This is a genomic window from Sphingomonas metalli (genome assembly GCF_014641735.1).
Taxonomy (GTDB): Bacteria; Pseudomonadota; Alphaproteobacteria; order Sphingomonadales; family Sphingomonadaceae; genus Sphingomonas; species Sphingomonas metalli.
This window is the reverse complement of the sequence record NZ_BMIH01000003.1, coordinates 713645-729949: the sequence shown is the minus strand read 5'-3', so window position 1 is coordinate 729949 and position 16305 is coordinate 713645. Positions and strand designations below refer to the sequence as shown.

Annotated in this window: 22 protein-coding genes; 9 read left to right on the top strand and 13 right to left on the bottom strand. The window is 67.8% G+C overall.

Features of this window, described 5'->3' with window-relative positions; all coding sequences use genetic code 11:
- The first annotated feature begins 73 nt into the window (after window positions 1-73).
- The 3 genes from hslO (at window position 74) to queE (ending at window position 2510) form a co-directional block, all read left to right on the top strand.
- A complete protein-coding gene (gene hslO / locus IEX18_RS13875) occupies window positions 74-1030 on the top strand; it encodes an Hsp33 family molecular chaperone HslO (protein ID WP_188659317.1) in 957 nt (318 codons plus the stop codon).
- Between the two features lie 149 nt (window positions 1031-1179).
- On the top strand, window positions 1180-1875 hold the full coding sequence (gene queC, locus IEX18_RS13870) for a 7-cyano-7-deazaguanine synthase QueC (RefSeq protein ID WP_188659316.1): 696 nt from the start codon (window positions 1180-1182) through the stop codon (window positions 1873-1875).
- A gap of 2 nt (window positions 1876-1877) precedes the next feature.
- Window positions 1878-2510: a 7-carboxy-7-deazaguanine synthase gene (queE, locus tag IEX18_RS13865; RefSeq protein ID WP_188659315.1), complete on the top strand. Its 633-nt coding sequence runs from the start codon at window positions 1878-1880 to the stop codon at window positions 2508-2510.
- Between the two features lie 97 nt (window positions 2511-2607).
- Here the strand turns inward: queE and IEX18_RS13860 are convergent, their stop codons facing one another.
- The 3 genes from IEX18_RS13860 to lipB all read right to left on the bottom strand — a co-directional run bounded on the left by IEX18_RS13860 (window position 2608) and on the right by lipB (window position 4591).
- Window positions 2608-3303, bottom strand: coding sequence for a hypothetical protein (locus IEX18_RS13860; RefSeq protein ID WP_308419349.1), 696 nt, complete (start codon window positions 3301-3303; stop codon window positions 2608-2610).
- A 231-nt stretch (window positions 3304-3534) separates the two neighbouring features.
- Entirely contained in the window at window positions 3535-3801 is a 267-nt protein-coding gene (locus tag IEX18_RS13855) for a hypothetical protein (protein ID WP_188659314.1), read from the bottom strand.
- Window positions 3802-3892: 91 nt separating this feature from the next.
- Window positions 3893-4591, bottom strand: coding sequence for a lipoyl(octanoyl) transferase LipB (gene lipB / locus IEX18_RS13850; RefSeq protein WP_188659313.1), 699 nt, complete (start codon window positions 4589-4591; stop codon window positions 3893-3895).
- Between the two features lie 100 nt (window positions 4592-4691).
- On the opposite strand from lipB, the gene IEX18_RS13845 reads away from it, so the two are divergent.
- Complete coding sequence (locus IEX18_RS13845; protein ID WP_188659312.1) at window positions 4692-5501, top strand: DUF7847 domain-containing protein; 810 nt, start codon at window positions 4692-4694, stop codon at window positions 5499-5501.
- Here the strand turns inward: IEX18_RS13845 and IEX18_RS13840 are convergent.
- The 3 genes from IEX18_RS13840 to IEX18_RS13830 are packed head-to-tail and all read right to left on the bottom strand — an operon-like array spanning window position 5495 to window position 7439.
- Window positions 5495-6103, bottom strand: coding sequence for a GNAT family N-acetyltransferase (locus IEX18_RS13840; protein ID WP_188659311.1), 609 nt, complete (start codon window positions 6101-6103; stop codon window positions 5495-5497). The two genes, IEX18_RS13845 and IEX18_RS13840, sit on opposite strands and share 7 nt — an antisense overlap.
- 5 nt (window positions 6104-6108) lie before the next feature.
- The gene (gene hemF, locus IEX18_RS13835) at window positions 6109-6951 is read right to left on the bottom strand and encodes an oxygen-dependent coproporphyrinogen oxidase (RefSeq protein WP_188659310.1); all 843 of its coding nucleotides are present in this window, start codon (window positions 6949-6951) and stop codon (window positions 6109-6111) included.
- 41 nt (window positions 6952-6992) lie between these two features.
- Complete coding sequence (locus tag IEX18_RS13830; protein ID WP_188659309.1) at window positions 6993-7439, bottom strand: tRNA (cytidine(34)-2'-O)-methyltransferase; 447 nt, start codon at window positions 7437-7439, stop codon at window positions 6993-6995.
- 178 nt (window positions 7440-7617) lie between these two features.
- On the opposite strand from IEX18_RS13830, the gene petA reads away from it, so the two are divergent.
- The 4 genes from petA to IEX18_RS18625 all read left to right on the top strand — a co-directional run bounded on the left by petA (window position 7618) and on the right by IEX18_RS18625 (window position 11161).
- Window positions 7618-8202, top strand: a complete 585-nt coding sequence (petA, locus tag IEX18_RS13825; RefSeq protein ID WP_188659308.1) for a ubiquinol-cytochrome c reductase iron-sulfur subunit — start codon at window positions 7618-7620, stop codon at window positions 8200-8202.
- A gap of 14 nt (window positions 8203-8216) precedes the next feature.
- Window positions 8217-9506, top strand: a complete 1290-nt coding sequence (locus tag IEX18_RS13820) for a cytochrome b (RefSeq protein ID WP_188659307.1) — start codon at window positions 8217-8219, stop codon at window positions 9504-9506.
- 19 nt (window positions 9507-9525) lie between these two features.
- On the top strand, window positions 9526-10374 hold the full coding sequence (locus IEX18_RS13815; RefSeq protein WP_188659306.1) for a cytochrome c1: 849 nt from the start codon (window positions 9526-9528) through the stop codon (window positions 10372-10374).
- Window positions 10375-10585: 211 nt separating this feature from the next.
- Window positions 10586-11161: a peptidase gene (locus IEX18_RS18625; protein ID WP_229664569.1), complete on the top strand. Its 576-nt coding sequence runs from the start codon at window positions 10586-10588 to the stop codon at window positions 11159-11161.
- Window positions 11162-11212: 51 nt separating this feature from the next.
- On the opposite strand, the gene IEX18_RS13805 is transcribed toward IEX18_RS18625, so the two are convergent.
- The 6 genes from IEX18_RS13805 to IEX18_RS13780 all read right to left on the bottom strand — a co-directional run bounded on the left by IEX18_RS13805 (window position 11213) and on the right by IEX18_RS13780 (window position 15006).
- Window positions 11213-11662, bottom strand: coding sequence for a MaoC family dehydratase (locus IEX18_RS13805; protein WP_188659305.1), 450 nt, complete (start codon window positions 11660-11662; stop codon window positions 11213-11215).
- 72 nt (window positions 11663-11734) lie between these two features.
- Window positions 11735-12430 carry an HAD family hydrolase gene (locus IEX18_RS13800; RefSeq protein ID WP_188659304.1) on the bottom strand — a complete coding sequence of 232 codons (696 nt, stop codon included), beginning with the start codon at window positions 12428-12430 and terminating at the stop codon, window positions 11735-11737.
- A 17-nt stretch (window positions 12431-12447) separates the two neighbouring features.
- Entirely contained in the window at window positions 12448-13548 is a 1101-nt protein-coding gene (ychF, locus tag IEX18_RS13795; RefSeq protein ID WP_188659303.1) for a redox-regulated ATPase YchF, read from the bottom strand.
- Between the two features lie 68 nt (window positions 13549-13616).
- Entirely contained in the window at window positions 13617-13811 is a 195-nt protein-coding gene (locus IEX18_RS13790; protein WP_188659477.1) for a hypothetical protein, read from the bottom strand.
- Window positions 13812-13993: 182 nt separating this feature from the next.
- Complete coding sequence (locus IEX18_RS13785) at window positions 13994-14605, bottom strand: TIGR02466 family protein (protein WP_188659302.1); 612 nt, start codon at window positions 14603-14605, stop codon at window positions 13994-13996.
- A 32-nt stretch (window positions 14606-14637) separates the two neighbouring features.
- On the bottom strand, window positions 14638-15006 hold the full coding sequence (locus tag IEX18_RS13780; protein ID WP_188659301.1) for a hypothetical protein: 369 nt from the start codon (window positions 15004-15006) through the stop codon (window positions 14638-14640).
- 146 nt (window positions 15007-15152) lie between these two features.
- On the opposite strand from IEX18_RS13780, the gene IEX18_RS13775 reads away from it, so the two are divergent.
- Window positions 15153-15602: a hypothetical protein gene (locus IEX18_RS13775; protein WP_188659300.1), complete on the top strand. Its 450-nt coding sequence runs from the start codon at window positions 15153-15155 to the stop codon at window positions 15600-15602.
- Window positions 15603-15611: 9 nt separating this feature from the next.
- Here IEX18_RS13775 and dcd read toward each other — a convergent pair whose 3' ends face one another.
- Complete coding sequence (dcd, locus tag IEX18_RS13770; RefSeq protein ID WP_188659299.1) at window positions 15612-16166, bottom strand: dCTP deaminase; 555 nt, start codon at window positions 16164-16166, stop codon at window positions 15612-15614.
- Window positions 16167-16305: the final 139 nt, after the last annotated feature.

Below are 16305 nucleotides of genomic sequence, written 5' to 3'. Positions count from 1 at the left end.
CCGGGCTGGTCCTCCACCGTGTCGGCGGCGGGGAGGGGCAGGGCTTCGTCCGGTTCAGCCCGAATGGTTTGCGATGAACGATCTTCCCATGGCCGATCTTGATCGGGTGCTCGGTTTCACCATTCCGGGACGCCATGCGCGCGGCCGCATGGTACGGCTCGGCCCGGCGATGCAGGCGATCCTCGCCGCGCACGACTATCCCCCCGCGATCGAGGCGCTGCTGGCCGAGGCGCTGACGCTGTGCGCGCTGATGGGGGCGACGCTGAAGGACGAGAAGGGCCAGCTGACGATGCAGAGCCGCAGCGAGACGGGCGTGGTGACGCTGCTCGTCTGCGACTATCGCGGCGGCGAGCTGCGCGGCTATATCGAATATGATGCCGAGCGGCTGGCCGAAATGCCGGAGGCGCCGACCCTGTTCGCGCTGTTCGGCCAAGGCTATCTCGCCATCACCTTCGATCTCGCGACCACCGGCGAGCGCTATCAGGGTATCGTGCCGCTCGACGGCGATACGCTGGCGGCGGCGGCGCAAAGCTATTTCGCCCAGTCCGAACAGATCCCGACACTGGTGCGCGTCGGCGTGAACCGGGATGCGGCCGGGCAACGAATTGCCGGCGGGCTGCTGCTCCAGCATCTTCCCGAGGGCGAGGAAGGGCGCGAGCGGCTGCACACGCGGCTCGACCATCCCGAATGGGAGCATGTCGCCGCGCTTGGCCAGACCATGGGCGCAGACGAGCTGGCCGATGCCGCGCTGCCGCTCGAGACGCTGGTCTGGCGCCTGTTCAACGAGGAGGAGGAGGTCCGCGTGCTCGCGTCCACCCCGATCGGGCGCGGCTGCCGGTGCACTGCCGAGCATATCCGCGGCGTCCTCGCCAAGTTCGGCGTGGCCGAGCGGCGCGAGATGGCCGACGAGCGCGGCGTGATCGAGGTCGATTGCGCCTTCTGCGCGGTCAAGTTCCCGGTTTTCGCGGAGGATCTGACGATGGCGGACGGAGCACAGGCCGATCGCCATCCTGCTATAACGCGTCGTTAACCTTTTGCGGGTTAAGGAGAACGGGTGCTTAGCGGCACGCTTATCTCCCTTGATGGGCCCTCCCGGCCCTTCGGATTGCCTTCAGGCCGCGGGGCGTCGCCTCCGCGGCCTTTCTTTTTGGGCGGCGAAGGACTAGCTCCCGGCGCATCATGACACTTCAGTCTCCTGCGGTGGCGCTGGTTTCCGGCGGCCTCGATTCGATGGTTTCCGCCGCGCTCGCGCGCGAGGCGGGCTACCGGCTGCTCGCCCTGTCGGTCGATTACAACCAGCGGCACCACGTCGAGCTCGCGGCGGCGCGGCGCATCGCGCATGCGCTCGGCGCGGAGCGTCATGTCGTGCTGCCGCTCGACCTGTCGGCCTTTGGCGGATCGGCGCTGACCGCCGACATTGCGGTGCCGAAGGAGGGCGTGCAGCCTGGGATTCCCGTCACCTATGTCCCTGCGCGCAATACCATCTTCCTGTCGCTCGCGCTCGGCTGGGCAGAGGCGGCCGGCGGCCGCGACCTGTTCATCGGGGTCAATGCGCTCGACTATTCGGGCTATCCCGATTGCCGGCCCGAATTCATCGAGGCCTTCACGCAACTGGCGGAGATCGCCACCAAGGCGGGCGTGGAGGGCGAGCCCTTCCGTATCCATGCTCCGCTCCAGGCGATGACCAAGGCCGATATCGTGCGCGAGGGCGCGCGGCTCGGGCTCGACATGGGGCTCAGCTGGTCCTGCTACGACCCGGCGCCGGGCGGGCTGCATTGCGGCCTCTGCGACAGCTGCCGGCTCCGCGCCAAGGGCTTCGACGAGGCCGGCATCGCCGACCCGACCGACTATGCCGTGCGGCCCGGCGACGCCTGACGATGAGCTACGCCGTCAAGGAGATGTTCCTGACGCTGCAGGGCGAGGGGGTGCATGCCGGCCGCCGCGCCGTGTTCGTGCGCTTCGCCGGATGCAATCTCTGGTCGGGGCGCGAGGAGGATCGGGCCGGCGCGATCTGCCGCTTCTGCGATACGGACTTCGTCGGGATGGACGGGGCGGGCGGCGGACGCTTCGCCGATGCGTCCACGCTGGTCGCCGCGGTCGAGGGTCATTGGGGTCCCGATTGCGAGCGCCGCTTCGTCGTGCTGACCGGGGGCGAGCCGATGCTCCAGGTCGACGACCCGCTGATCGATCGGTTGCACGATGCCGGGTTCGTCGTCGCGATCGAGACCAATGGTACGCTGGCGGCGCATCCGGGGCTCGACTGGGTGTGCGTCAGCCCCAAGGCGGGAAGCGAGGTCGTTCAGCGGCGCGGCGACGAGCTCAAGCTCGTCTGGCCGCAGGCGGGGATCGATCCGGTCGCGCTGGAGACCTGGGACTTCGCCAACCGCCTCGTCCAGCCGCTCGACGATGCCCGCGCCGCGGAGAACCATCAGGCGTGCATCGCGCTGGTCATGGATCGGCCGCTGTGGCGGCTGTCACTCCAGACGCACAAGCTTCTGGGGCTGCGCTGAGGCGGGCAGGCCAGAAGTGCCGCCCCGGCCCTCGCCGGGGTGACACTTGGATCGGGGGGCGAAGGCGTCGCGCCTGCCTACGCGACGGCCCCGCCTGTCAGTTGGCTGACGCGATCTGCGCGGCAGCCGGCCCCCAGGCGATCGCACCGCACTTCTTCACCACCCACTCGCCCTTCTTGCTCCAGCAGACGGGATCGAGGCGGGGCAGCGATACGGGCACGGCGTTGATGTAGCGCGAGAAGCGCTGCTCGCCATAAGGCACCAGGCTGTTGCGCAGCTCGCGCATCCGCGCGACCGCGATGTCGCCGAAGCTGCCGCGCGGCGCGAACAGCACGTCCCGGCCGATCGAGCCAGCGGTGCGGCAGAAGCCATATTGCGACGCCACGGTCGCGAAGCTCGAATAGGTCTTGGTGCCGTAGCTATCGAGTGCCATCTGGCCGTCGCGCTTCGTCTTGGCAGTCCGCGCGAAATACTTGCCCAGCGTGTCCCAGGCCGTCTTCAATTCGTCCTTATGGTCGAGCAGCGCGGCATTATAGTTGCCGACGGTCAGCAGCATCGGCTCGAACTGGCATTGCAGCGCCGCGACGTTGAGCGCCGAACGCATCGTCCAGATCAGCCCCGCGCGTCGTTCCTCGGGCGTGGCGCCGGGCAGGATCTGCGCGATGCCCGGCTCCTCCCCGGTGACCGGCTCGCCCGTGTAGACATGATGCTGGAGGAAGAACTGCGCCGCTGCCGGACCTGACGGCATCGCCATCATCGCCAGCATCGTCCCGACCCCCGTTACGCTCCTCACCCAACTCGTCACCTGAACCCGCCTCCGCATCGACATTGCGCGGCGGAATCTAGAGCATTTGCGCCCGCGTTGCAGCCCATTTCGGCACAAGGGCGGCCCGCCTGTTCATCGCATGCGCCGAACCGTCCGTCGCAAACGTAACGATCGCGCTTCGGGGCGGCGCCTCTACGCAGAAGGGCCGCCCGGTCGCCCGGACGGCCCCTCATCCTGACATAAATCCCGAGCGGGAGATTACATCATGTTGTTCGACATGGTGCTGTCGTTCGACATCATGGTGTCGTTCGCCATCATCGTGTCGTTGGCCATCATGCCACCGTTCGCGGTGCTGTCGACCGCGGTCATGTTGTCGGTCATGGTGTCCATGCCCTCGGTGGTGTTCATGTCGGTGACCATCGTGTTGTCGGTCGTGGTCTCGGTCTTCGGACCGCAGGCCGAGACGGCCAGCGCGGCGCCGGCGATCATCGAGCCGGTCAGAACCTTGGTGATGAGTGCACGCATTGGAAGCTCCCTAGTGTCGAGATTTGGCAGGCTATCGATGTGCCCTTCACACCCAAATCGTCATGGACGTTAACCGGATAACGCAGGCCCCTCAAGTCTCGTTTTGTTGCCCACAAGAAAGAGTTTGCAGGAAGCCTGGCAGGGTCAACGCAAGTGCGTGGTCAACGGTTTCCAGTGGCGTGGGATTTCCTAGCGCGGCGAGGCTGGTGACCGGAAAGTCGGGCAGCCCGCAGGGCACGATACCGCCGAAATGGGACAGGTCCGGCGCGACGTTGATCGCAAATCCGTGCAGCGTGACCCAGCGGCGGACCCGCACGCCGATCGCGCCGACCTTGGCTTCCCGCCCGTCGCGATCGTGGGTCCAGATGCCGACGCGCCCGGGCGCGCGGAATGCCTCAATGCCGAGCGTCGCGAGCGCCGCGATCACCCAGCCCTCGACGCCGTGGACGAAGCAGCGCACGTCGCGGCCACGCTTGCCGAGATCGAGCATCAGATAGCCGACCCGCTGCCCCGGACCATGATAGGTATAGCGGCCGCCGCGTCCTGCCGGCACCACCGGAAAGCGTGGCGAGACCAGCTCGGCGGGATCGGCGCTGGTACCTGCGGTATAGACGGGGGGATGTTCGAGCAGCCAGATCTGCTCGGTCGCGGTGCCGGCGGCGATCGCCTCCACCCGCGCCTCCATCGCGGCGAGGGCATCGGCATAGGGCGTCAGCCCGGCGGTCACGCGCCATTCGGGTGCGGGGATCGTCGCAGGGGTGTCGAGGGGTGTGTCGGTCACGCATCTCATCTGGCGCGGCGGGCCGGCCGGCGCAACCGGTGCGCCATTGGCGGAATCGCCGCCAACCTGTATCGACGGTCGCTCGAACAGGGCAGGGAGGCACGAAGCGATGGTCAGAATGGGCACGGTGTGGGACCGCACGACCGACGTGCTGCGCGGGCGCGCCGGCATCCTGGCGCCGATCGCGGCGGTCGCGATCTTCCTGCCGTCGCTGGTCAATACCGCCCTGTCGCTCGGCCTGAAAAAGGGTACGCCGACGGCTGCCGTCCTGGCGATGGTGGTCGCCCTTGCCGTGCTGTTCGCCAATGTCTGGGGGCAATTGGCCATGCTGGCGATCGCCACCCATCCCGCCACGACGCGGGCCGATGCCGGCCATGCGGCGACCCGCCGCGTCCTGCCTGCTGTCGGAGTACTGCTGCTGCTCGGCCTTCTCTTCTTCCTGCTGGTCGTGCCGCCGATCGTGATGATGGCGCGGGCGGGCGTCGACCTGACGAGCCAGACGGCGATGCAGTCGATGCCGGCGCAGCTGTCGACCTTTGTCGGGCTCTACTCGCTGATCCTGCTGATCGTGCTGCTGTTCGTCGGCGCGCGGATGCTGCTGCTCAATGCCGTGGTGCTCAACGAGCGGCGCGGGGTGGGCGCGATCGCCCGCTCGTGGCGGCTGACGCGGGGCATGACCTTCCGCCTCGTGGCGCTGCTGGTGCTGTTCGGGGTCGTCGTCCTGATCCCGACGCTGGCGGTTCAGTCGGTGGTGGGGCTGGTCTTCCGCCTGATCCTGGGACAGGGCGGGCAAGTGGTCACCGCGTTCGTCGCGGCGGCGGCCGGGGCGGCGGTGACGACCGCCTTCACCGTGGTCGCGGCGGCCTTCACCGCGCAGCTCTACGTCGCGGCCGTTGCGGAGGAAGACCCCGCCTATTGAGCCCGTGGCTGCGCCAGCAGAGGGATCTGCGGCGCGGCGTCTGCGGGCAGGATGCCGAGCACGCGCGGATCGGGGAAGGTCTCGATCGCGCGGCCGATCGCGACGAAGCCATGGCGGCGATAGAAGCCGAGCGCGGCGGGATGGTCGAGCGTGCAGGTGTGCACCCACACGCGCTCGACCCCCTTGCGCCACGCCCGCATCAGCGCTTCCGCCATCAGCCATGCGCCATGGCCCTTGCCTGCCAGCTCGGGCACGAACCCGACATAGCCGAGCTCGCACGCCCCGGCGTGGCGGAAGTCGAGCTCCAGCATGCCGACCTCGATCCCCGCCGGGTCCGTGATCGCGAATACCTGCACCGCGGGATCGTGGACGATCGCGACGAGCGCCGCGTCGTCCATCACCAGCCGGGAGAACCAGAGCCACGGCGCGCCGACCCGCTCGAACAATGCACGGTAGCGCGCCGGCGCCGGGGCCTCCCAGCGGACCAGGCGGAAGGGGGAGGGCGGCACCGGGCGAAGCGGCGGGCGCCGCCGCATCTCCAGAGTCGTGACGATCGTCGCGACCTGATCGCCGGACAGGGTGGTCAGGCAGGCGGAGCGCATCACCGTCACGCCCAGGTCGCGACCGGGGGCAGGCTCATCAGGATCGCGTCCACATTGCCCCCGGTCTTCAGCCCGAACAGCGTGCCGCGGTCGTAGACGAGGTTGAATTCGGCATAGCGCCCGCGCCAGGCGCGCTGCACCTCCAATTCCTCGGGCGTGAAGGGCGTATCCATCCGCCGACGCACGATGCGGGGGTAGATGTCCAGAAACGCCTCGCCCACTGCGCGGGTGAAGGCGAAGCCGGCGTCGAACGGCCCCTCCAGATGGTCGTAGAAGATGCCGCCGACCCCGCGATGGACCCCGCGATGGGGGATGAAGAAATAATCGTCCGCCCATTGCCGGAAGCGCGGATAGTCGCCGGTGCCCGGATGCGCCTCGCAGGCCGATCGCAAGGCCGCGTGGAAGTCCGCCGTATCCTCGGCGAACGGCAGCGGCGGGTTGAGGTCGGCCCCGCCGCCGAACCAGCGCCGCGTCGTGGCGAGGAAGCGCGTATTCATGTGCACCGCGGGCACGTGCGGATTGGCCATATGCGCGACCAGGCTGATGCCGGTGGCGAAGAAGCGCGGATCGTCCGCAGCGCCATAGATGGTCTTGCCGAACTCGCCGTCGAAGGTGCCCCCGACCGTCGAGACGTTGACCCCGACCTTCTCGAAGACCCGGCCCTTCATCACCCCGCGCACGCCGCCGCCGCCCGGCGCACCGGACGGGTCGGCGCGGTCCCAGGCGATATAGTCGAAGCGCGCGTCCGAACCGGCGTCCGCCTCGATCGCCTCGAAGGCGGCGCAGATACGATCGCGCAGTGCCTCGAACCATTGGCGGGCGGCGGTCTGTTCCTCGTCCAGTATCATGGCGCCCGGCTAGCGCATTGCGGGGCAAGGGGGGAAGGGGGTCAGTCCGGCCAGCCGGTCTGGCGCAATGCCTCGGCCAGGACGATGCCGGCCGCGACCGCGACGTTCAGCGAGCGGAAGCCGGGGCGCATCGGAATGCGGACGCGCAGATCGGCGCGGGCATGGACATGGGGTGGCACGCCGGCGCCCTCGGACCCGAGCAGCAGGATGTCGTCGGGCGCGAAGGTCGCGGCGGGCAGCGGGATCGCGCCGGTGGCGGTGAGCAGCACGATCCGTCCGGTCGTACGTTCGGCGAAGGTGTCCCAGTCGGCATGGCGCACGACGGCGGCCTTGGCGGCATAGTCCATTCCCGCGCGGGCGAGCGCGCGATCGCCGAACGGGAAGCCCATCGGCTCGATCAGGTCGACCGCCACCCCCAGACAGGCGGCGGTGCGCAGGATGGTGCCGACGTTGCCGGCGATGTCGGGCTGGTGGAGCGCGATCCGCATGGCCACCGCCTTAGCGAAGGGTGGCGGAGACCAGAAGCGACATGAAAATGCTGTTGGCAAAGCGCGACGCGCGCGGCTAACAGAAGCCGCAGGCCTGCCATGGGGATGGCATCCGGCCGGTGGGCGAACGCATCAAGAGCGCGTCGGGAAACCCGCGATCAGGTGAGGGTATTGGTGAATGGCGACTGTCGACGATCAGCTTCCTCCGGGCGAAAACCCGGCGCTTCTCGATGAGGAAACCCATGATCCGCGCCGTCGCGACTTCCTGAACGTCGCCGCCGTCGCCTTTGCCGGGGTGGGCGGGATCGCCATCGTCCTGCCGCTCGTCAATCAGATGAATCCGTCCGCCGACGTGCTCGCCCAGTCCTCGACCGAGATCGACATCTCGAAGATCGCGCCGGGCCAGGCGATCAAGTCCAGCTTCCGCAAGCAGCCCCTGTTCGTGCGCAACCTGACCCCGGCCGAAATCGCCGCGGCGGATGCCGTACCCGTCAACACGCTGCGCGATCCCCAGTCGCTGGAAGAGCGCACCAAGCCGGGCAAGAAGAACTGGCTGATCACGCTGGGGGTCTGCACCCATCTGGGCTGCGTGCCGCTGGGCGCGGGCGAGGGCGAGAACAAGGGGCCGTTCGGCGGCTATTTCTGCCCGTGCCACGGCTCGGCCTATGACACCGCCGGGCGCATCCGGCAGGGACCTGCGCCGCAGAACCTGCACGTGCCCGACTATAACTTCAATTCCGACACCGTCGTCACGGTCGGCTGAGGGAGACTGTCGAGATGAGCTTTCCCTGGGCCAAGCATTATGAGCCGAAGCAGCCGCTGATGCGGTGGCTGGACGAGAAGCTGCCGCTGCCGCGCCTCGTCTACAATGCGGTCGGTGCCGGCTATCCCGTGCCGCGCAACCTCAACTATTTCTGGAACTTCGGCGTGCTCGCGGGCGCGGCGCTCGGCATCCAGATCATCACCGGCATCGTCTTGGCGATGCATTATGCCGCGAATGCCGGGGTCGCCTTCGGCTCGGTCGAGAGCATCATGCGCGACGTCAATGCCGGCTGGTTCCTGCGCTATGCGCACGCCAACGGCGCGTCGATGTTCCTGCTGGTCGTCTACATCCACATTTCCCGCGGCCTCTATTACGGCTCCTACAAGGCCCCGCGCGAGATGGTGTGGCTGCTCGGCGTCGTGATCTTCCTCCTGATGATGGCCACCGCCTTCATGGGCTATGTGCTCCCCTGGGGGCAGATGAGCTTCTGGGGCGCGCAGGTGATCACCGGTTTCTTCTCGGCGATCCCGCTGGTGGGCGAGACGATCCGCGTCTGGCTGCTGGGCGGCTATGCGCCGGACAATGCCGCGCTCAACCGCTTCTTCTCGCTCCACTATCTGCTGCCGTTCGTGACTGCGGGGGTGATCATCCTGCACATCTGGGCGCTCCACATCCCCGGCTCGAACAACCCGACCGGCGTCGATGTGAAGGGCGAGCAGGACACGGTGCCCTTCCACCCCTATTACACCGCCAAGGATGCGGTGGGGCTGGGCGTGTTCTTCCTGGTCTTCGCGCTGCTGCTGTTCTTCAGCCCGAACCTGCTCGGCCATCCGGACAATTATATCGAGGCGAACCCGCTCTCGACGCCCGCGCACATCGTGCCCGAATGGTATTTCCTGCCCTTCTACGCGATCCTGAAGAGCTTCACCGCCGACTTCATCCTGCCGGCCAAGCTGTGGGGCGTGCTGGCGATGTTCGGCTCGATCCTGCTGCTGTTCTTCCTGCCCTGGCTGGACAGCTCGCCGGTCCGTTCGGCCAACTTCCGGCCGAAGTATCGCACCTTTCTGATTGTGCTGCTGGTCGACGTGCTGGTGCTCGGCTATGTCGGCGGCGCCGAGGCGAATGCGCGCAACGTGATGCTGGGGCAGCTCGCCACGGCCTATTACTTCGCGCACTTCCTCATCATCCTGCCCTGGGTTTCGCGCTCGGAGCGGCCGCGGCCGCTGCCCGGCTCGATCACCGAGGCGGTGCTGACCAAGCATGGCGGCACCAGCCCGGCCAAGACCGCTCTGGCGTCGAACTGAGAAGGACAGGCACCACACCATGGTTCGCGCAATTTCGACCCTGATCGGCTTCGCCTTTGTCGGCGTGCTGGCGATCGCCCTGTTCTTCACCGCGAAGGATGCCATCCAGAACCCCGCGCCCGAGACCGCCGAGCATGAGTTCCACCTGCATCCCAAGGATGCGCGGCTGCAGTCGGCGGGCTATTTCGGCACGTTCGACCGCCAGCAGGTGCAGCGCGGCTTCCAGGTCTACAAGGAAGTCTGCGCGGCCTGCCACAGCCTGAAATATGTCTCGTTCCGCGACCTGGAAGAGATCGGCTATTCCGAGGCCGAGGTGAAGGCGATCGCCACCCAATGGGTGATCGAGCAGCCCAGCGTGAACCCGGAGACGGGCGAGGCGGCGACGCGCAAGAACGTGCCGTCCGATCGCTTCCCGTCGCCCTTCGCGAACGAGGTCGCCGCCCGCGCCGCGAACAACAACGCGCTGCCGCCCGACCTGTCGCTGATGACCAAGGCGCGGCATGACGGTTCCAACTATGTCTATTCGCTGGTCGGCCCCGATGCCTATCGCCCGCAGCCGGCGGAGCTGCTGAAGAAGTTCCCGGACGCCAAGACCCCGAACGGGCTGCACTACAACCCGTATTTCGCGAACCTCAACATCGCGATGCCGCCGCCGCTGACGGCGGACGGTCAGGTCACCTATGCCGACGGCACCAAGGCGACGCGCGAGCAGATGGCGCGCGACGTCTCCGCCTTCCTGACCTGGACCGCCGAGCCCAAGCTGGAGAAGCGCCACGCGGCAGGCTTCGCCTCGGTGATCTTCATTGCGATCTTCTGCTTCCTCGCCTGGGGCGCGTACCAGAATGTGTGGCGCGACGTGAAACATTGATGGTTTCACGGTCCAACAGTCGCATCGGCGAGATCGCCGGCGGCTGGACGGATGCGAGAGGGGGGCGGCACCGCGGGTGTCGCCCCTTTCGCGTTGGAAGGGGCTGCGTCAGGCGCCGCCGGGCGGCCTCAGGAACTCGCAAGCCACGGCACTCGTTTGCAGTTCATCCGCGGCGCGTATCGGCCGCGAGCCTCGAGTTGGGAGAGGTTGGATGAACCTTCATCGCATCGGATGGATCGGTATCGCGGCGGGTTTGCTGTTCGGCGTGTCCGCCTGCACCGACGGCTATGGCTATTCGGGCCTGGGCGTCGGGATCAGCAGCGGCGCAGGCTATTACGATCCCTATTATGACAGCTATGGCTACGGCTATGGCACACGCGGCTATGGCTGGGCGCCGGCCGGCTATGGCTGGTACGGCGACTATTATTACCCGGGCAACGGCGTCTATGTGTACGACCGCAACCGCCAGCGCTATCGCTGGAACGACGCGCAGCGCCGCTATTGGTCGGGCCGGCGCGGCAGCGGCCAGGTCCGCGAGAACTGGGGCGACTTCCGCCGCGACTATCGGGCCGAGCGGCGGGACTATCGGGGTGATCTGACCGCCAATCGCGAGGCGTTACGCAACGGCACGATCGACCGGCAGCAGTTCCGCGACGGCCGCCGCGACGCACGGCGCGAGTTCCGTGGGGACGTGCGGCGCGACTATCGCCAGACGCTGCGGGAGAACAGGGCGTCCCGCGGTGGCGGCGACGGTCGCGTGGGACGACGCGGGCCGTCGCGGCAGTGAAGTGGCTCGGGGAGGCAGACCGCCACCCCGCGCCTCCACGGGATCGACACCTCACTCAACCGGCCGGGTCGCCAGCATCGAGGTCGCGATGAAGCGGAGCACCGGCTGGGCGTCCTGGTTGGAAACAGTGATCCGCGTCTTGATGAAGCCCATTTCGGGCCGGCTGGCGGAGGCGCGCGTGTCGATCACTTCGGTGTGACAGGTCAGCGTGTCGCCGGGATAGACCGGCTTCAACCAGCGGAGTTCGTCGATGCCCGGCGAGCCGAGGCTGGCTTCCTGCCGCTCCTTGATCCCCTCGACCACCATCGCCATCGTCATCGCGCAGGTGTGCCAGCCGCTCGCCGACAATCGGCCGAAATGGGTCTGCGCCGCAGCCTCGTCGGACAGGTGGAAGGGCTGGGGGTCGTAGCGCCGGGCGAAGTCGATCGCCTCGTCGCGATCGACGCGGTAGTGACCGAAGCTGGCCGTATCGCCGACGGCGACATCCTCGAAATAGCGCATTGTTCTCGCATCCTCCCGCTAATCGACCTCAGGCTAGGCCGATTTGCGGGACACGCAAATGGGCGTCGCGGATCAGGGCAGCGTGTCGATCCAACCGGGCAGTTCGCCGAGGCTGCCGAGCTCGCGGAAGCGCGGATGGTCGCTCGGCCGTTCGCCCCGTTCGTGGCTCCACGCCAGCGGCTGCGGGATAAAGGCGGCATAGGCGCCGGCGGCGAGCGCGGGCAGCACGTCCGAGCGCATCGAATCGCCCGCCATCACCGCCTCGTCCGGGCGGACGCCATAGCGTTCGAACAGGCGGGTGAAGGTGGCAGCCGTCTTGTCGCTGACGATCTCGACGCCAGAGAAACGTTCGCCGAGGCCGGAGGCGGCAAGCTTCGCCTCCTGATGGAACAGGTCGCCCTTGGTCACCAGCACCAGCCGTGCGCGCGCGGCGAGCGCATCGAGCGTCGCCTCGATCCCGCCGAGCAGTTCGACGGGATGCGCCAGCAGCCGGCGGCCGGCGGCGAGGATCTCTGAAACGACGCGGGCGGGGAGGGCGTCGCCGCCGAGTTCGAGCGCGGTCTCGATCATCGAGAGGGTGAAGCTCTTCGCGCCATAGCCGTAATGCGGCAGGTTGCGGATCTCGCATGCCTGCAACGCCGCACGCGCGGCGGGCTCCTCGGCGAAGGGCGCGAGCATGGCCGTCAACGCCCGCTCGGTCTCCTCGAAGAAGCGCATGTTATGCCAGAGCGTATCGTCCGCATCGAGGCAGATAAGGCTGACGGGCATGGTTCGCGCCCGATCGCTCAGACGTTGAAGCGGAAGAGCAGGACGTCGCCATCCTGCACGACATATTCCTTGCCCTCGGCGCGCAGCTTGCCCGCGTCGCGCGCGCCCGCCTCGCCCTTGCACGCGACATAGTCGTCGAAGGCGATCGTCTCGGCGCGGATGAACCCGCGTTCGAAGTCGGAGTGGATCGCGCCCGCCGCCTGAGGCGCCTTGGCGCCGACATGGACGGTCCAGGCCCGGGCTTCCTTTGGCCCGACGGTGAAGAAGGTGAGGAGGTGGAGCAATTTGTAGCCGGCGCGGATGACGCGGGCGAGGCCGGTCTCGGCCAGCCCTAGCTCGGACAGGAACTCGCCGCGATCCTCTGCGGGCATGGTCGCGATCTCCGCCTCGATCGCGGCGGAAACGACGACGGCCTCGGCCCCCTCGGCCTTGGCCTTCTCGAAGACGCGGGCGCTATGGGCGTTGCCGTTGGCGGCGTTCGCCTCCTCGACGTTGCAGACATAGAGCACCGGCTTGGCGGTGAGCAGCTGCGCCTGGCGGAACAGCCGGTCTTCCTCGGGATCGGCAGGCACGGTCAGGCGCGCGGGCTTGCCGTTGCGCAGCAGATCGAGCGCTCGGCCAAGCACCGTCGCGGCGGCCTTGGCCTCCTTGTCGCCCTGCTGCCCCTTCTTGGCGAGGTTGGGAACGCGCTTTTCGAGGCTTTCGAGATCGGCCAGCATCAGCTCGGTCTCGACCGTCTCGGCGTCGGCGATCGGATCGACCTTGCCCTCGACATGGGTGACGTCGCCATCCTCGAAGCAGCGCAGAACGTGGACGATCGCGTCGACCTCCCGAATATTGCCGAGGAACTGGTTGCCCAGCCCTTCGCCCTTGGACGCGCCGCGCACCAGCCCGGCGATGTCGACAAAGGCGAGCTGCGTCTCGATGATCTTGGCCGAGCCCGCGATCGCGGCGAGCTGATCCAGCCGCGGATCCGGCACGGCGACGTTGCCGACGTTCGGCTCGATCGTGCAGAAGGGATAGTTGGCCGCCTGCGCCGCGGCGGTCTCGGTCAGTGCATTGAAGAGGGTGGACTTGCCCACATTGGGCAGGCCCACGATGCCGCAGCGGAAACCCATGGTCGTTCCTGGAAGAGGGAGGTTGCCGTCCCTCTAGCCAGCATCGCGCGGCTTCTCAACCAAGCCGGTCAGATATAGCCCAGGTGGCTCGCCACGGCCCAGAGCGGCAGGCCGATTGCGGACGCCGTCGAGACCGCGCACAGGCCGAAGGCGGTATATTCGAGCATCGGCGGGTTGGGCTTGCCGCCGCGCTTGTTGCGCGCCGCCCCCGACAGCACGAAGCTGGTCAGCATTCCATAGGTCGCCACGGCCACTTCCAGCACTCGTCCGGTCCTTTGCTCCAGTGGCGCGGAGCCCCCCGGCTCCGGCGCCTCATGCCCCGATCGCGTTAACCATCGGGCTTATCGGTATCAATCCGGTTAATGCCGCAACTGCGAAAGGATGCGATGAGGCGACGCCGCGGCGAGGTGAACGTCAGTCGATGGCGGAACCCGTCGATGCGGCATCAGCGATAGTTGAAGCTCACGCTGATCCGCTCGCCGCCGGCACCCGACTTACCGGTGTGCGGCACCACCTCGTGGCGCAGCCAGCTTTCCCAGAGCAGCAGCGTCCCCGCCTCGGGCTGCACGGTCTCGAACGTGCGCATGCCGTCCGGGGCGTCGGCGCGACGGGTCGGCGCGGCCATTAGCATCGGAAGGCGGGGATCCTCCAGCTTCAGCCCCCCGGCGCCGGGCGGCACCGCGACATAGACGGTGCCCGATACGACTGAATGCGGGTGGATATGCGCGCCGTGATGGCCGCCGGCGCGCAGCACGTTGACCCAGAGGCTGTCCAGCTTGAGCCGCCGCCCGCCGAGATCGAAGGCCGCCGCCTCCGCGAAGCGCGCGACATGGCGGTCGAGCTGGCGACGCAGGTCGTCGAACACGGGATCGCGACGCGGCAGGTCGTTCAGCGACGCATAGGATGTGTAGCCGCGATAGCCATGGTCCCGCGACCATCGCCGACCCGCGCCATCCTCTTCGGACAGGGCGCGGCAGCTATGGTCGAGCTCCGCCACGAGGGCCGGATCGATCGCTTCCTGATAGAGGAGCGTGGGAAAGAGTTGGCGGATCGTCACCCCGCCCGGTTGCCGGGGCGGGGCAGGGGCTGTCAATCGGAGAGCGTCGCGACGGCGCGGATCATCGTGCCGACGAACGGCCGGACCGACGCCGTATCGACGAGGCCCGATGCCGCGGCGAAGGCTGCGCCCAGGCGATCGTCACGCACTAGCTGCCACAGGCCGAGTACGACAGCCTCGGTCTCCTCGACGGTCGAATGGCAGGGGCGCTGGAACACGAGCGTGTCGGTCGACGCCCGATCGAGCAGCCGCATCGCCGAGTCGAAGGCGCCGTCCGTCTCCACGGGCGCAGGGGCGGCGCCGGCCAAGGTCAGTGCATGGACCCAGCGGCGCATGCGATCGAGCATCGCGCGCTCAAAGGGCGGCAGTTCGGCAACGGGACGATCGATCAGCTCGTACATCCAGGCAACTCATGCTAATGAGAATGCCTCTCACTACGCTCTGGCCGCGCTCCGGTCAACCAAGACCCGGTATGCGTGGCGTTTTTGCGACGAGACGAGTGCGGCGTAAATGCCGACGTAACCATTGTGCGACCACATTTCGGGTCATGACGATACCCGCCCGCGATGCGCTCTACGCGTTCCAACACCAGGCTCACGCGATCCTCTCCGAAGGCAGTACGGTGCTGGAAGGCAAGGGCGACGACGCGCTGGCGGTCCTTCCGCAGATGCGCGCGCGACTGGGCGAGGTGCTCGGCGCCTATCAGGTGTTCAAGCATGAGCGGGTCTTCGACCCCGCGGTGGCGACGGGCGACCCCGAATGCACCAAGCTCGGCCGGTCGATGAAGGTCGAATGCATCGCCGCCGGGGAAGCCTTTCGCAGCCACGGCCAGCAGTGGAAGCCAGAACGGATCGCGGAGGACTGGCCGAACTACCGCGTCGCGGCCCGGCTGACGCTCAATGCCCTGCGGCGGCATCTCGACAATGAGCGCGAGGGGATCGAGCGGCTGATCGACATGCTGGAGGCGCGGGCCGCGCGGACGACGCCCCATCGCTGATCCGGCGGGTCAGAGGCGCGGCAACGTCACCCCGCGCTGCCCCATATATTTGCCGACGCGATCGGCATAGCTGACCTCGCACGGTTCGTTCCCGGCGAGGAACAGGAACTGGCATGCGCCCTCATTGGCATAGATCTTCGCGGGCAGCGGCGTGGTGTTGGAGAATTCGAGGGTGACGTGCCCCTCCCAGCCTGGCTCCAGCGGCGTGACGTTCACGATGATCCCGCAGCGCGCATAGGTCGACTTGCCGAGGCAGATCACCAGTACGTCCCGCGGCACGCGGAAATATTCCACCGTCCGGGCCAGCGCGAAGCTGTTGGGCGGGATGATGCAGACGTCGGTGCGACGGTCGACGAAGCTGTTGGCGGCAAAGTCCTTGGGGTCGACGATGGCGTTGTCGACGTTGGTGAAGATCTTGAACTCGTCCGCCACCCGCGCGTCATAGCCGTAGGAGGACAGGCCGTAGCTGATACAGCCGTCGCGCCGCTGCGACTCGACGAAGGGCTCGATCATCCCGTCGGCGAGCGCGCGCTCGCGGATCCAGCGGTCGGACAGGATGGACATGCGGCGAACCCCCAAATGATGCGGGGAGCCATGGCGGCGGCGGCGGGGGGACGCAAGCGCTTGTGACCGACCCCCGCGCCGCCTGGACCGCAGGTATACGAAAGCGCCGAAAGCCCCGTTGACGCCGGTCGGGCGGCGT

Coding starts and splice junctions, on each gene's coding strand:
- IEX18_RS13855 (WP_188659314.1), bottom strand. CDS start 3,801: ATGCGTGCACTCATCACCAAGGTTCTGACCGGCTCGATGATCGCCGGC.
- queE (WP_188659315.1), top strand. CDS start 1,878: ATGAGCTACGCCGTCAAGGAGATGTTCCTGACGCTGCAGGGCGAGGGG.
- IEX18_RS13830 (WP_188659309.1), bottom strand. CDS start 7,439: ATGCGGATCGCGCTCCACCAGCCCGACATCGCCGGCAACGTCGGCACC.
- IEX18_RS13805 (WP_188659305.1), bottom strand. CDS start 11,662: ATGCGCTATTTCGAGGATGTCGCCGTCGGCGATACGGCCAGCTTCGGT.
- IEX18_RS13775 (WP_188659300.1), top strand. CDS start 15,153: ATGACGATACCCGCCCGCGATGCGCTCTACGCGTTCCAACACCAGGCT.
- hslO (WP_188659317.1), top strand. CDS start 74: ATGAACGATCTTCCCATGGCCGATCTTGATCGGGTGCTCGGTTTCACC.
- IEX18_RS13800 (WP_188659304.1), bottom strand. CDS start 12,430: ATGCCCGTCAGCCTTATCTGCCTCGATGCGGACGATACGCTCTGGCAT.
- ychF (WP_188659303.1), bottom strand. CDS start 13,548: ATGGGTTTCCGCTGCGGCATCGTGGGCCTGCCCAATGTGGGCAAGTCC.
- IEX18_RS13815 (WP_188659306.1), top strand. CDS start 9,526: ATGGTTCGCGCAATTTCGACCCTGATCGGCTTCGCCTTTGTCGGCGTG.
- IEX18_RS18625 (WP_229664569.1), top strand. CDS start 10,586: ATGAACCTTCATCGCATCGGATGGATCGGTATCGCGGCGGGTTTGCTG.
- IEX18_RS13780 (WP_188659301.1), bottom strand. CDS start 15,006: ATGTACGAGCTGATCGATCGTCCCGTTGCCGAACTGCCGCCCTTTGAG.
- IEX18_RS13840 (WP_188659311.1), bottom strand. CDS start 6,103: ATGCGCTCCGCCTGCCTGACCACCCTGTCCGGCGATCAGGTCGCGACG.
- IEX18_RS13845 (WP_188659312.1), top strand. CDS start 4,692: ATGGTCAGAATGGGCACGGTGTGGGACCGCACGACCGACGTGCTGCGC.
- petA (WP_188659308.1), top strand. CDS start 7,618: ATGGCGACTGTCGACGATCAGCTTCCTCCGGGCGAAAACCCGGCGCTT.
- IEX18_RS13820 (WP_188659307.1), top strand. CDS start 8,217: ATGAGCTTTCCCTGGGCCAAGCATTATGAGCCGAAGCAGCCGCTGATG.
- dcd (WP_188659299.1), bottom strand. CDS start 16,166: ATGTCCATCCTGTCCGACCGCTGGATCCGCGAGCGCGCGCTCGCCGAC.
- hemF (WP_188659310.1), bottom strand. CDS start 6,951: ATGATACTGGACGAGGAACAGACCGCCGCCCGCCAATGGTTCGAGGCA.
- queC (WP_188659316.1), top strand. CDS start 1,180: ATGACACTTCAGTCTCCTGCGGTGGCGCTGGTTTCCGGCGGCCTCGAT.
- lipB (WP_188659313.1), bottom strand. CDS start 4,591: ATGAGATGCGTGACCGACACACCCCTCGACACCCCTGCGACGATCCCC.